The sequence below is a fragment of the Streptomyces phaeofaciens genome (genome assembly GCF_014648915.1).
In the GTDB taxonomy this organism is placed as follows: domain Bacteria; phylum Actinomycetota; class Actinomycetes; order Streptomycetales; family Streptomycetaceae; genus Streptomyces; species Streptomyces phaeofaciens.
The window spans coordinates 51,591-65,013 of sequence record NZ_BMSA01000042.1; the positions used below are offsets into that span (position 1 = coordinate 51,591).

Consider the following 13,423-nt stretch of genomic DNA (forward strand, 5'->3'; position numbering starts at 1 on the left):
CCCTGGGATGGAGCCCGACCCTGAACGAACGAGAAAGGCATCGCGCGATGAGCTCCATCTCCGCGGCTTCCTCCGGAACCTTCACCATTGGCGGCGAACTGACCGTCAACCGGGTGGGCTACGGAACCATGCAGCTGACCGGTCCCGGCGTCTGGGGCCCGTACCCGTACCCGGACGCCGCCGTCCACCTGCTGCGCCGGGCCGTTGAGCTGGGCGTGAACCTCTTCGACACCGCCGATTCCTACGGTCCCAAGACGGCCGAGCAATTGCTTCGGAGGGCGCTGCACCCCTACCCGGAAGACCTGGTGATCGCCACCAAGGCAGGACTGACCCGACCGGGGCCGGGCAGGTGGGGGTCCAACGGCCACCCCGAGTACCTGCGCCGGCAGGCTGAGGCAAGTCTGCGCAACCTGGGGCTGGAGCGGATCCCCCTGTTCCAGCTGCACCGCATCGACCCCGCTGTCCCCTTCGCGGAGCAGATCGGCGCTCTCAAGGAGCTCCAGGAAGAGGGCAAGATCGGGCACATTGGGTTGTCCGAGGTGAGCGTCGAACAGCTGCAGGAGGCCAGCCGCATCGTGCGTATCGCGTCCGTGCAGAACCTGTACAACGTCGCCCAACGCAACTCCGAGGACGTCCTGAACTATGCCGAAGCCCACGGCATGGCCTTCCTGCCCTGGTTCCCGCTGGCCACAGGACAGTTGGCCCAGCCCGGCGGGCCACTCGCGCGCAGCGCTTCGGCGCTCGGCGCCACAGCCTCCCAGGTCGCCCTCGCCTGGCTCTTGGGACGTTCCCCTGTGATGCTTCCCATACCCGGCACGTCGTCGGTGGAACATCTGGAGGAGAACGTTGCTGCGGCCGGTCTCACACTGGGCCCGGCCGACCTGGCCGAGTTGAACTGAGCTGGCCTCCGGCCCGCCGGGCCGAGCAGCCGGCCTTGAACGCGGCGGTCCGGGATAGTTCCGGATCCCCCAGCTGTCTCAATCCGGCCGGTCCCTGAGGCCTCCACTAGCCTTTAATACGACCGGTCATTTTCGCCTATTCGACAACACGACGCATCTGCGAATACCGCAGTTCGTCACCAAGTACCGCAGGAGTTCTCATGACCGACCTCACCCCTTCGCGCCCCTCGGTCGCCGTGGCCTACTTCTCCGGATACGGCCACACCGCGGTCCTTGCCGAGGCAGTCCAGAGGGGAGCGGCCGACGCAGGCGCCCACGTGGCTCTCATCAACGTCGCTACCATCACTGACGAGCAGTGGCGACAGCTGGACGACGCGGACGCCATCATCTTCGGATCGCCCACTTACATGGGCGGCGCGTCCGCCGGATTCCACACGTTTGCCGAGGCCACCAGCCAGCGCTTCCGGGAGGGGCGCTGGGCGGACAAGGCTGCTGCCGGCTTCACCAACTCCGGTTCCAAGAGCGGCGACAAGTCCAACACCCTGGCCTTTTTCGCCGCTTTCGCCGCCCAGCACCGGATGCTCTGGGTCAACCTGGGGCTCGCTCCGGGATGGAACTCCACCACCGCCACGGAGAACGACCTCAACCGGCTGGGATACTGGACCGGCGCGGGCGCCCAGACGATGGTGGACGGTGGCACCGACGCCGTGCACGACGCGGACATCAACACCGCCGAGCACCTGGGAGCCCGGGTGGCCCGGCAGGCAGCGCTCGTGGTCGCCGGACGCGTAGCCTTGTCCACCACCTTCGTAGCCTGACACGTCCTCTGGCATGTGGCATCCCCGCTGCTCCCCATCGGCTGTGAGCAATCCGATCACGCGGACAGCCTTGCACCGAATGTGACGATGGCTCGGGAGAGTTGGCCGGGGCCGAGGCATGGCATAGAGGCCTCTTGATAGCTCGCGGTTGTCTGAATCCAGCGAACTGCAAGAGGCCCTTGTGTCGATCCGCTGCGTGGCGATGATCGGAAGCCCAGCCCAGCCACCCCGTGTCTCGCTCACCGGGCCATCATTCGTCCACCGCCTGACATGACGGCCAGTGGTTGTATTCGCGTAGCCTCCGCGGCGCTGGCCAGCACCGGGGACTGCTCCCGGCCGTCCCAACTACCCCCTCCCGTCTCTCACTCAGCGGGCGGGAGGCAGGTCAGCGCGCCCTGTGCAAGGCGTGGGTGAGGGGCTCCAGGTCGCCGTAGAGGGCGGCGTGGAGGGCTGCGGCGAGTTCACGGGCGCGCTGTTCGCCGTCCACGCCGTGCAGGACGAAATAGACCGGGCCCGCATAGGCGTCCGAGCGGACCTCGCCTGCTGCGACCAGGCGCACCACCGCGTCGCGGGCGGCCGCGTTCATGGCGTTGTCGACCACGTGACCGCGGCCGACGGGGAGTGTGTCTGCCTTCACCGTCCACCACGGGCCCTGGCGTTCGACGGCGACGAACACAGCGTGCTGCGCCCGGGCACGTTGGTACGCGGCCGCGAAGCGGTCGGCGCCGGTGACGTCGGGGACCAGATGAGCGGGGCAGGGGGTCGGCAGAGGATCCATCCAGCAATCGTGTCAGGTGAGCAGACCCGGCCGGTGAAGGACCGGCGGGTGGCAGTCTGCGCGGTCGGCCGCGCTCTTTGGTCACGCAGTGCCGGCAGGGCGACGCGTACACCCCACTCCCCTCAAAGGTGCGTGCGTCGATTGCGGCTCCGTCGTGACTTCCGCTTCATACAGTGCCACTTCGTTACGAGAATCAGGCAGGCTGGTCCAGAACCCGGCACAACCGAGCACCAGTGGAACGGCCCGCTCACGTGGGACGCGGCCGCGACGAGCTGCCGTGCTCTCAAGCCGGGCGGCCGCGTGGAGACGCTCCACGCTGCCCTGTCGGCGGATGTAAAGGGCAACCACCGCCGGCGACTGGGCCGCGCGTGCCGGTAGCTGGCCCGAACGCCTCGCTGGCCACGAGACGACCCGCCTAGTGACGGTGGGGGCAGTGCGCCGGTGATCTGCGGGCCGGGTCGACATGGTCCAGTACGGCCAGCGCGTTGTCGTACGCCTTATCGGATGGGCGGAGCGGGGCCGGGTGGTGGTTGCAGGCTCCGATGGCGTTCGTCGCTCCGTGGGTGGCAGTCGTGGTGGCGGAGTCGGCGGAGGGCGGAGTTGAGTAGTTCGTCCAGCGAGCGCACCTCGGTGTCGATGCGGTGCATGTGGTCGGCGACGTCGCGGAAGTGCGGCAGTATCTCCTCGGGCCACCCGGCGTGAGGGCCGGCGAAGTCCTGCACCACCGGGACCAGGGGCTGGACGGCGTCGCGGAATTCCAGGACCCCGCGTTTGAGGGAGCAGACCGGCTCGGTGAAGTTCTCGCGCTCCGCGGAGAACATGTGCCGCTCCAACGCCCCGGGACTGCTGGGCCTGGTACTTGCGCTCGGACGCTACGAGGAGTGGCTGCTCAGGGAACCTGCACCCCCCGCAGCCCGCGCGCCACGCCAGGACCAGGGCCAGGCGCCACTTAGCCCGCGTTTCGCACACGGGCTCCCAGACGGCAGTCGGTAACGAGTCTCGGCGTCAGCGGGTCGCCGCCGCGGCAACCGGCTACTGCAGCTGCTCGCGACGGCAAGCGAAACCGGTCTGCTTGATCTCGGCTCCCTCTGGGCAGTTGGAACGCTCACCTCCCTGAGCCCTGAGACGGAGCCGGTGATCTCCCTCTTCCTCACTGTCCGGCTTCGGGCGACGAGAGCGGCCGCCCTGCGGGCGAGGTTCCTGGGAAGAGGCCGCACTGTCGTCCATCCCCCGTCCCGGGCTGTGCGGCCGTAGCGGCATACAACCGCAGGTGGAGACGCAGCGGCTGGGCTGGCGGCCCCACGAGCCTCCACACCAGCTACTGCGTGTCAGTGTGTGCGGTGTCGTCGGGGTGACGGGGATAGAGCGACCGCAGCCGCTCCCAGTGTCTGCTGAGATGTTCTTCGACCTCACGCAGCGCGTGCTCGGAGGCGGCATCGGGCATCGCCGGGCGGGGTTCGCCGACTCGGTCGCCTCCAGGAGGTCCAGTGTTGTGTCGGCGGGCACGGGCGCCGCTGTGGCGGTAACTCACCCACCATCGGGCCAGCAGCACTGTGGCGGTAACCGCCACAGCGGCGAGGGCCGCCCATGAGCGGTATGTGGTCACAATTTCCTCTCACCAGTCCGGGCCGAGTGCACAAGCCACTGGCGCCCGGGAGGGACGGGCGCCGCAGGCGGAGGGTGGATCAGCCGGGCCACGTTCCGGTCAGGCGCCGAGTGCTGGTGGCTCCTGCCCGGTCTACGGCGGCCTTGACTCCGGCGAAGATCGCGCCCTGCAGGGTTGCGGCGAACAGAACCTCTCGCCAGGTGCGCTCCTCATCGGTGGCGTCCGGGGCGTCCTCGTCTTGGCCGAGCTTCTTCCACAGCTGCTTGAACAGCCCGCCCGCCAGCATGCCGCTGAGAGCGCCGAGCGCCAGGCCGACCGGCTTGTAGGCGACCTTCGACGCCTTCACGGCTGCCTCCTGCCCCGGCGGCGCAGCAGCAGCCATGCGGCCACCGCCACACTGCCGGCCACGATCAGCACGGTGCGGTTGTCACGGGCGGCCCGGGCGCCCTGCTGGGCTTTGGCCCGGACCGGTTCGGGTGCCTTGTCCTGCCACACCTGACCGGCCTGTCCGGCCTTGGCCTTCACCTGCTCGGCGGCCGCAGTGGCCTTGTCCTTGACCGGGTCGGGCAGCTTGTCCTGCACCAGGTGCGCGGCCTCGGCAGCCTTCACCTTGACCTGTCGGCTCAGTTCCGTGGCCTTGGTGCCCGCCTGCTCTTTCAGTGCGGTCGCCGTCTCCTGCGCGCGGGCCTTGACGTCCGTCTTGGCGGCCAAATCCTCGACCGTCTCGCCCAGTGCCTGGCGGGTCTGCGCGACCTGCTCGCGCAGCTGCTCGGGGCTGGAGGCGGTGGGCTCGTCGTTAGGAGGCTGGGTCATCGCTGTGCACTCTCCTTGATCTCGGCCACGTCGGCCTTGACGCTGTCGATGGTCTGCTGCGGTGCTGGTGGTGCGGCCTGGCTGACCTCCTTCTTGCCGGTCAGGACCAGCACGGCGGTGATCACGCCGAGGACAGCGGTGACGATCAGGGCTGCGGCCCACACCGGGAGGGGAACAGCCAGGGCCGCGATGGCGGTGGCGACCAGTGCCTGCGCTGTCAGGAAGCCGGTCAGACCGGCCCCGCCGAACAGGCCGCCGCCCTTGCCATACCGCTTGCCCTTCTCCTTCATTTCCGCCTGGGCCAGCCGCATCTCCCTGCGGATCAGCTCTGTCAGCTGCTGGGAGGCCCGCTGGACCAGGTCACCGACCGGCTCCCGCGAGCCGCTCGGGCCGCGGTGGGAATCCTGCGTACTCATTATGGATTTCCGCCTTTCTCAGCTGCCGGTGGTACTCGTGTCCTGAATAAAGGCGTCGGCCTGTGTGGGGTCTCGAGGCCCACCCGCCTGGCCGAGTTTCGGGTACCCGGATGCGGGTCCACCATCCAGCGGACCTGCGGCAATCGAGTGGCGTGTGCTTGTCAACGCAGCAGTCGCAAGACCAAGCGAGGAGCACGATGTACCAAGGCGGCTGCGGCCAGACCTGTCGCGGCGCCGACAGCGACGTCGGAGGGGTAGTGGGCGCCCGTGTGTACACGTTCGGTGGCCACTATGACGGCCGGCACCGAGCACACGGCGCCCGCCCACGGCCACACCGCCGCCACCGCGGTACTGAACGCCACCCCTGCGGCGGTGTGCCCGGACGGGAAGGACGAGGAGTCGGGGCGATCATGAACCTCTTTGTGCGAGATCCATTCCTTCGGCGGCCGACGCCGGTGCCACATCTGCTTGAGGACGCAGTTCGAGGCCAGTTCCGCAACCGCCATGCTCGCCAGGCCGGCGGTCGCGGCCCTGCGCCCCCGCCACCCTGTGGTGGACAGGGCCGCGGCGGCGCCCCACCACAGTTTGGTGTGCTCGGCCGTCTCTTCGACGGCTGGCAGGACCCGGCGTACGCAAGTCGACCGCCATGATGCCGCCCATCGCGTCGCTCGGTGGTCACTTTCACGAAGATCTGCGAGCACTCTCATGACCTGCGACTTCCCGGTCTGAGCAGCGCCTAACTCGATGACCTGGGCAGATCCCTCATTCGAGGCGGCACTGGTCTTCCTCGCTCCACATACGGGTGTCGCGGGTGGGACATGCGGTTCTTCGTCCTCGGGCAGGCCGCCGACGAGGCGCGCCGGCGGTCCATCTCCGCGTCGAACTCCAGGCCGAACATGATCGCGATGTTGCTGATCCACAGCCACACCAGGAAGACGATCACCCCGCGAGGGTGGCGTAGGTCTTGTTGTGGGAGGCGAAGTTCGCCACGCAGAACTCGAACCCGGCCGAGGCGATCACCTGGAAGGCCTCCGCGTCCCTGACGTCGCTGTAGGCGTTCCAGGTGGCCTTTCAGCCCCGCCGGGGTCGTGGCACACGTCGACCAGAACGAACGCAGGTTCCGTTTCAGAGCGTTGAGCTTCAGTTGGTCGGACGGGGGCGAAGGGAATTTTGAGGATCTTGTCGGTCGCGTAGCTCAGTGGACTGATTCGCCCTACCCCTCGGGGGTCGAGCGCGATCAGGTCGTAGCCGGGCAGACTCTCCCGCAGAGTGTCAAAGGCAATGTCGCCCGGCTCGCCGGGCCCCTCAGGAAAGTTGAGGATCGTCCCTTTGTCCTTCGCCCCGTCAGCTGCCTGCATGCGGTAGGCGCGCAGAGCGTTCGGGAGTGGGGCTTGGCCCAGCCCACGGGGACCGTGAGGGTGCCGCACTGAACCCCCTTTTGGACCGGCACGTCAAGTCGGGGGCACCTGCCCCGGCAAGGGTCGGTGCCATTTGCTTCGTCTCCGCTTGAGCCGTCCCGTTTCCAGGAAGGCAGGCCGTACACACAGCGGCCACGAGGGTGGAGAGGGCGATGGACGCGCGGGTCACGTGGCGCATTCGTATGGTCATCAGGCGGCCCTTGCGGTAACGACGGCGGACAGGGCGAGGCACAGCCCGGCGACTGCTGCCAGGAGGGGGGCCGACAACGGTGAGGATCTGCATGCCGTCGGCACTCCCGCCAGATCCTGCCCTCATGCCTCGGCCGACAGTCCGATTCCCGTGGCCCCGCATCGGCCAGCGGGCCGAGCGGGCTCCCGCACTTCGTGCGCAAGAGACGGACGGAGTCGGCCCGCCGACCGCGCTGCGTGCCGTCCATCCCGACTGATCGAACAGGTCCGTACCGAGTCCGGCGGCACCCGAGGTTCCGCTGGGTCACCTCGCGCACCGCGGTGCAACGATGTCGTAGTGACGAGGCGCGCCGCCGAGCGGCCGATGGCGGAGGTGGGTCTGGAGGGCCTCCACCTGACCGCGCGTGTGGCCCACCGACCGGAACGCGAGATCTGGCCGCCGTCGGCCGGCTCGGTCGAAGAGTTCGGGCGGATCTCGTGGCCATGCGTACCGCACGTGGGCGAAGCCCAGCGGGGCAGGGGTCGCACGCGGCATGTGGAGACTCCATCAGAGCCGAAGCGGTTCACTGCGGGGTCGGAGTCAGATCTGACCACTTCTGTTCAGGAGCCCGACCAGTCGGTATGTTGCGGCTAACTAAATCAGATGGAGGAACCCATGACAGACTCCGCTCTTTCCCAGCCGCAGATCGCGGGTTACTGCGACAGTCGTTTCACTGCGGTCCAAGCCGCCTTCGAGGCGAATTTCCGGGACCAGGAGGAGCTGGGTGCGGCGGTGACCGTCCAGGTGGGTGGCGAGGTGGTCGTGGATCTGTGGGGCGGCTGGGCGGATCCCGGGCGCAGCCGCCCCTGGGAACGCGACACCCTGGTCAATGTGTGGTCGATCACCAAGGGACCCACGGCCCTGTGCGCCCATTTACTGGCAGACCGGGGCCAGCTCGACCTGGACGCGCCGGTGGCCTCCTACTGGCCGGAGTTCGCGGCGGGTGGGAAGTCCGCCGTCCTCGTGCGCCACCTCCTCTCGCACCGTGCGGGCCTGGCTGGCCTGCGCGAGCCCCACAGCACTGCCCAGCTGTACGACTGGGAGCTGACCACGGCCCGGCTTGCCGCCATGGAGCCCTGGTGGGAGCCCGGCACACAGTCCGGCTACCACGCGCTGACCTATGGTTTCCTGGTCGGAGAGGTGATCCGGCGCATCACCGGTGTGCTGCCGGGTGAGTTCCTGCAGCAGGAGATCACCGGACCGCTGGGCATCGACTTCACCATCGGCCTGCCGGAGAAGGAGAGCGACCGGGCAGCCGAACTCGCCCACGCACGGATCTCGGCGGACAGTTCTTCCCTGATGGCTCAGCTCCCGCAGGTCTCACTGGCTGCGATAGCCAACCCCGTGGTCGGCGCGGCCGAGGCCAACTCCCCCGAGTGGCGCGCCGCCGAGATACCAGCCGCGAACGGACACGGCACGGCCCGCGCTGTCTGCGCCCTGTACGGGATTCTCGCTCGCCGCGGCCTGTGCGGTGACCGACGGATCCTTTCCCCCGAAGCCGCCGAGCGTGTCCGCCAGAGCCAAGGCGCGTGCCGCGACCTGGTCATGGGCGCAGGCTTCACCCATGACACCGAGGTCGGCCTGGGACTGTGGCTCAGCGGCCGCAACGCCTCCTACGGCCCCAACCCCCGTGCCTTTGGCCATGACGGCTTCGGAGGCTCATGCGGCTTGGCGGACCCGGAGGCAGAGCTCAGCCTCGGCTACGTCATGAACCGCATGGGACCCCACATTGCGGACGACCCCAGGAAGATGGCGCTCATCCAAGCGGTTTACAGCGCACTGTGATGGTCCGTCAAAGAAGCTGATGGTGCCCATCGCAGAACATTGTCGTTGAGGGGGCTCTGGATTCCTGAGCGGCAGAGACGAGCGGGGCGATGAGTCGGCCTGGCGGACCGCTCGGTTCGGTCTGGAGAAATGAGTACGACGCAGGGCGTGGCTCTTGCGCGCGACGGCCGGCGTGCTGAAGCCGCCAGGGCGTCCATCACCGCCGGTCGCCCTACGGCACACCTTGGGTGTGTGAGCGTGGCAGGCAGCCGATCGGCTTCGTCATTCGGCGAAGCGGGCCTGGGTCTGCCCGAGGGCGTCGCAGGTGACGGCCGCGGTGGTGGGGAAGTCGAGTCCTCCGCGCTTGAGGATCTTGAAGAGGTCGAGGATCGGCCGCCACATCAGCGGCTCACCACTGGCGAGGAAGACCCGCCGTACGGCCGAGCCGGACAGGGTGCGGGCGAAGTCCAACACCTGTTCGGCGACCAGGTCGTGGGGTGAGAAGTGCGACAGGAAGCCGGGGGTCTTGTCGACGCGCTGCTGGTCGAGCCAGGTGAAGTAGCAGGGCTTGCACTCGTGCGAGGCACAGTAGGAGCGCAGCGCCCACAGCAGACTGACGGTCCTTGGTATCGGGGTCATGGTCTTCCCTCACGTAGTCGGAGCGGGCGGCCGCATCCACCGGCTGGCGCTGTACGTCGGCCGGTGGATGCGCCGTGGTTGACGGCCATCTGGGCGGGGACTCAGCCGTGCCAGGGATTTATCGGGGCTCTGCAGGCGCCGCACGCGGGTCCGCTGGGCGGCGAACTCGTCGGCGCGGGTGTGCCGCTGCTTCCACAGCACGGCGAGCCAGCGCAGGGCGCAGGTGCGCTGAGCAGCGAGGAAGAGGTGACGGTTGGCGGGGGTGATGCCGAGGTCGGGCAGGAGTGCGCTCCAGGTGCTGTCGGGGATCTCGCGGGCGCTGATGTGTTCGATCAGGTCGGCGGCGTCGAAGTGGACGGTGCTGTGCCCGCTGTACTCGAAGTCGACAACGGGGCTGGAGTGACCGTCGCGGAGCCAGTTGAGGAGATTGGAGTCGCCGCGGGAGAAGACGGCCGCGGTGGTGGTCTGTTTCACGAGTTCGGCGTCGCCGCTGTCGTGCCAGGCGGTGAGCGAGCGGGCCGAGCAGATCCACGCCGGATTCCGAGTGCGTGGCCGCGTACAGGGCTGCGGGCTGCCAGGGCTTACCGGCGTCGGGATACAGGAGTGGCAGGCCGGCGGCCTCGACGGCGAGGAGGGTGATCTGTGGGCACGCTGGTGCTCCGGGTGCCCGGTGAGTTGGCCCAGGGCGTCGTGGCCGACGACGATGTCGGGCTGGAACTGGCGGATATGTGCGACCAGGCGGCCGACGGCCTCGTCCAGGGGCGCATCGACGAGGCGTACGGCGCCGCCAGGTGCCGAGGCGGGGTTTGCGGGCATCGGCGTAGCCGAGCAGTCGCGGGGCGCCGGCACCCAAGATATTGAGAGCCTCGGTGAGTTCGGGCGCTCGGTGGCTGTCAGCCGTCCAGGTGGCGGTGACGACCGCGGTACGGGCGCCTGCGGCAGCGTGCTGGGCGAGCACGCCGCCGGCCAGGAGGGATTCGTCGTCCGGGTGGGCGAGGACTCCGAGCAGAGAGGGAGCGGCGGTTGTTTGGGTCACAGGGACCTCCGGGCCGGTCAGGGCGTGGGGACGGGGGTGTGGGTGAGCTCTTGGGCCCGGCGGGCGATGAGCGGGGCGAGGGTGGGATGGACGCCTCGGGAGCAGGCCTGGAGGAGCTGGGCGAGAGCGACGAGTTCGCCGGTCCGGCCGGCGTCCGTGTCCAGGACGTGGGCGAACTCGCGCCGCACACGGGCGGCGGTCGCCGGTGCGGCGAGCGAGTACGCGTGAAGCAGGCCCACGTCGTAGCCGACGGGGAGGCGCACCCAGTTCTCCCAGTCCAACAGGACCAGAGGCGCACCGGTGAGGTTCGCCCAGTGCAGATCGGCGTGCCCGGTCGTCGTTTCACGGATCCGGACGGGGTCGATGCTGAGGAACCGTTGGTAGTTCCGGTCGACCCAGTTCTGGCGTACGGATTCCCGGTCGGTGGGCACCGTCGCGAGCGTGCCGAGCGCGGACTTCAGCTCCGCCCACCAGGCGTCGGGCAGCGCGATGTCCTGGTCGAGAGCGGGAGTGCCGCTGGTGACCGGTGGGACGGGCACGTACTCGGTGAGCTCCGCCCGATAGGCGACGTCCGGCGAGGTCCAGTCGAGGACGCCGCGAAGCCGCGGCCTGGGTACCGACCGGGGCACATGCGTGTCCGCGGTCTCCGTCCCCTCCCACAGCCGTCCGCCCGCCTTGTCTGCCTCCGCAGAGACGACCCGCAGCCAGCAGTCCCCCGCTCGGCGCCCCAGGGTGCGGCCCTGCCACCCCCACACCTCCGTGCCCGACGCGGACACCTGGAACTGCCGGGCGGCGGCCGCGTGCGCGCGACGCATCCGTTCTCGATCACCACGCTCTGTCGGTGCGACGAACACCGCCTCGTGTACCGCCCGTTCCACCGTCACACCCCCTCCGTCACGACGTCGGCCCCGGGGTGCTCAGCAGAGCGGGGCGGCGGCACGTCACGCCCCGGCCACCGGAACACCAGGCGGCAGAGATCCTTGTCCAGGACGTCGCCGGCGGGCAGCGCGTCGTCGGGCGTGCCGGCCGGGTGGACCGTCAGGACGGGATCGGCGTGCTTGTCGTTGTCGTCTGCGCGGACGTGACGGTCCCAGGCCAAAACCGTGGCCACCAGCCGCTCGGCGAGCGCGGGACCCTGCTCGCCGAAAGCGTGGACAGTCCACTCCCATTCCTTGTCCTGCGGGCTGTCACCGTCCTTGGTCTGGACGTGGATCAGGTAGGCGAGCGAGGCGTCGCCGACGATCGCGGGGGCGTCCCGGTCCTTCGCGATGGCGGTCACGCCCTCCTCCGGTTCCTGGTGGGCGGCCAGGCGGCAGAAGCCGGACAGGGTGGTGGCCGCGTACAGCTGCAGGGAACCGAAGTAGGCGTTGGCTCCCATAGTCGCGCCCGTGGGGACCTCGTGCCGCGGCCCGCGCAGCGCCTCCTCCAAGCCCGTCGTATCGGCGGCGATGCCGTGCTCGAAGCGAAGCGTCAGGCCGCCGTCGAGGAAGGAGAGGACCGGGATGTTGCGCGCCTGCTGTCCTTGGTCGCGGACGAATCCGCAGTACGTGAAGTGGCGGGCGTGCAGCACCTGGCCGCGCCGCTCGAACGTGACCGCTCGGGTGTAGCCGCCCATCTCCAGCGGCAGGACCAGGCAGCCGCCCTCGGCCAGCTGCTCCCGCCAGGCCGGGGCGATGTCCCAGCAGTTGTAGGTGATCAGGCTGGCGTCGAAGCTGCCCCGCGGCACGAGGTGAGCGGGGGCGCCGAGGGCGGCGTCGGCTTCGACGGCTGTGACGCGTCCGCTGCCGGCCTCCGTGAGGAACCGGCGGGTGCGGCGCACGACCCACGGGTCGATGTCGACGGTGACCACGCGTCCGCCGGGTCCGGTGACGTGAGCGATCAGCTCGGCGTTGTAGCCGCCGGATCCCGCCTCGAACACCACCCCGCCTGGCTCCAGGCCCAGATGCTCGATCATGTCGGCCTGGAGCCAGGCCGCGGACACCGAGCTGATCGCCGTTCCGGTCTCGTCGCGCCGGGTGATGACGGCCCGGTCGCCGCCGTGGCGAACCTCTTGGCCGCGTACCGCCGTCGATGACCATCTGGGTCATCGAGGCGCGCAGCCTGGCAGCTTCGGCCGGTTCCCCCGGCACGGGCGGCTGGTCGGCGGCGATGGGATAGGAGGTCGTCGGCGGCAGGCCGGGAAGGATGCCGGGCCACACGGCGTCGATCGCGAGAGCGGCTGGGGCGAACACGTCCCCAACGCAGGCGAGGGCGTGGAGGTCGTAGAACTCCCAGCGGTCGAACAGCTTCGGCTCCGGGTTGGCCAGAGTGCCCGTCCAGGTGGTGATGCGGACGACGGCCGTGAGCCGCGGCACCCCGTGGCTGTCGTCGACCAGCATCGTGACCACGTGCGCGTCGGTCGGATCGGCGACCAGCCCGGTCTCCGCGGCGAGTTCGCGCACCGCGGCGGCGGCGAAGTCCTCCGGGCAGGTGGTCTTGCCACCGGGCAGCTCGAGCATGCCGTGCAGAGAGCGGCCCAGCAGGACCCGGCCCGCGTCGTCGGTGACGACGGCTAGGGCGCCGGTCAGAGCGTGGCCGGTGGTCGGCCGCTTCTCGACAGCCCGGGTGTCGAGGTGGCACGGCCCGCGCAGGACCAGGAAAGTCAGACCGTCCGCGTCCAGCCGCTCCACGGCTTCCCATCCCGCCCAGAGCAGCGTGATCTCGTCCTCGTCTAGAGCGATCCCGCGCCGCTCCACCGGCGTGTTCTCGACGGTCGGGGTGATGACGACGAGTGCGCCGCCGTCGCTGAGACTGAGTGCGGCGGTTTGCAACGGACCCTCCTCCCTGGCGCTGGTGGTGATGGTTCTGCGCGCAGAGAGCTGCATGAGGTGAGCGCGCGATGCTGCATAGATGGGTGACGCTGAGAGACTCTCCTGGGCTGCGAGCCAGGGCGTAGGAGGGCAGGGGAATCAGTGAGCTTCTTCAGCGTTGCAACTCCAGGGTGAGGACGGCCTTGGCGATTGACGTC

General features: G+C 69.3%; 12 protein-coding genes and 3 pseudogenes. 3 read left to right on the plus strand and 12 right to left on the minus strand.

Annotation, left to right across the window (positions count from 1 at the left end; genetic code table 11):
- Positions 1-47 precede the first annotated feature (47 nt).
- Both IE275_RS41475 and IE275_RS41480 read left to right on the plus strand, forming a co-directional pair.
- Complete coding sequence (locus tag IE275_RS41475) at positions 48-899, plus strand: aldo/keto reductase (RefSeq protein WP_189717871.1); 852 nt, start codon at positions 48-50, stop codon at positions 897-899.
- Positions 900-1,099: 200 nt separating this feature from the next.
- Positions 1,100-1,717, plus strand: coding sequence for a flavodoxin family protein (locus IE275_RS41480; RefSeq protein ID WP_189717872.1), 618 nt, complete (start codon positions 1,100-1,102; stop codon positions 1,715-1,717).
- Positions 1,718-2,102: 385 nt separating this feature from the next.
- Here IE275_RS41480 and IE275_RS41485 read toward each other — a convergent pair whose 3' ends face one another.
- The 7 genes and pseudogenes from IE275_RS41485 to IE275_RS46440 all read right to left on the minus strand — a co-directional run.
- Entirely contained in the window at positions 2,103-2,495 is a 393-nt protein-coding gene (locus IE275_RS41485; protein ID WP_189717873.1) for a hypothetical protein, read from the minus strand.
- A gap of 497 nt (positions 2,496-2,992) precedes the next feature.
- Positions 2,993-3,316 carry a magnesium transporter CorA family protein gene (locus IE275_RS41490; RefSeq protein WP_189717874.1) on the minus strand — a complete coding sequence of 108 codons (324 nt, stop codon included), beginning with the start codon at positions 3,314-3,316 and terminating at the stop codon, positions 2,993-2,995.
- Between the two features lie 864 nt (positions 3,317-4,180).
- Entirely contained in the window at positions 4,181-4,447 is a 267-nt protein-coding gene (locus IE275_RS41495; RefSeq protein WP_189717875.1) for a DUF4235 domain-containing protein, read from the minus strand.
- Positions 4,444-4,914, minus strand: coding sequence for a DUF3618 domain-containing protein (locus IE275_RS41500; RefSeq protein ID WP_189717876.1), 471 nt, complete (start codon positions 4,912-4,914; stop codon positions 4,444-4,446). The genes IE275_RS41495 and IE275_RS41500 overlap by 4 nt, the downstream gene beginning before the upstream one ends.
- The gene (locus IE275_RS41505) at positions 4,911-5,330 is read right to left on the minus strand and encodes a phage holin family protein (RefSeq protein WP_189717877.1); all 420 of its coding nucleotides are present in this window, start codon (positions 5,328-5,330) and stop codon (positions 4,911-4,913) included. The genes IE275_RS41500 and IE275_RS41505 overlap by 4 nt, the downstream gene beginning before the upstream one ends.
- A 161-nt stretch (positions 5,331-5,491) precedes the next feature.
- Positions 5,492-6,037, minus strand: coding sequence for a phosphatase PAP2 family protein (locus IE275_RS47155; protein WP_189717878.1), 546 nt, complete (start codon positions 6,035-6,037; stop codon positions 5,492-5,494).
- A gap of 55 nt (positions 6,038-6,092) precedes the next feature.
- Positions 6,093-6,350: pseudogene (locus IE275_RS46440) on the minus strand (YhjD/YihY/BrkB family envelope integrity protein); the annotation flags it as partial.
- 1,230 nt (positions 6,351-7,580) lie between these two features.
- Here IE275_RS46440 and IE275_RS41515 point away from each other — a divergent pair.
- On the plus strand, positions 7,581-8,762 hold the full coding sequence (locus IE275_RS41515) for a serine hydrolase domain-containing protein (protein ID WP_229871181.1): 1,182 nt from the start codon (positions 7,581-7,583) through the stop codon (positions 8,760-8,762).
- Positions 8,763-9,023: 261 nt separating this feature from the next.
- Here the strand turns inward: IE275_RS41515 and IE275_RS41520 are convergent, their stop codons facing one another.
- The 5 genes and pseudogenes from IE275_RS41520 to IE275_RS46450 all read right to left on the minus strand — a co-directional run.
- Positions 9,024-9,380 carry a radical SAM family protein gene (locus IE275_RS41520; protein ID WP_189717879.1) on the minus strand — a complete coding sequence of 119 codons (357 nt, stop codon included), beginning with the start codon at positions 9,378-9,380 and terminating at the stop codon, positions 9,024-9,026.
- 511 nt (positions 9,381-9,891) lie between these two features.
- A pseudogene (locus tag IE275_RS41525) lies at positions 9,892-10,416 on the minus strand (PIG-L deacetylase family protein); the annotation flags it as partial.
- Positions 10,417-10,433: 17 nt separating this feature from the next.
- Positions 10,434-11,231, minus strand: coding sequence for a hypothetical protein (locus IE275_RS41530; protein WP_229871187.1), 798 nt, complete (start codon positions 11,229-11,231; stop codon positions 10,434-10,436).
- Between the two features lie 65 nt (positions 11,232-11,296).
- Complete coding sequence (locus IE275_RS46445; RefSeq protein WP_229871188.1) at positions 11,297-12,397, minus strand: class I SAM-dependent methyltransferase; 1,101 nt, start codon at positions 12,395-12,397, stop codon at positions 11,297-11,299.
- A 325-nt stretch (positions 12,398-12,722) separates the two neighbouring features.
- Positions 12,723-13,280: pseudogene (locus tag IE275_RS46450) on the minus strand (NUDIX domain-containing protein); the annotation flags it as partial.
- Positions 13,281-13,423: the final 143 nt, after the last annotated feature.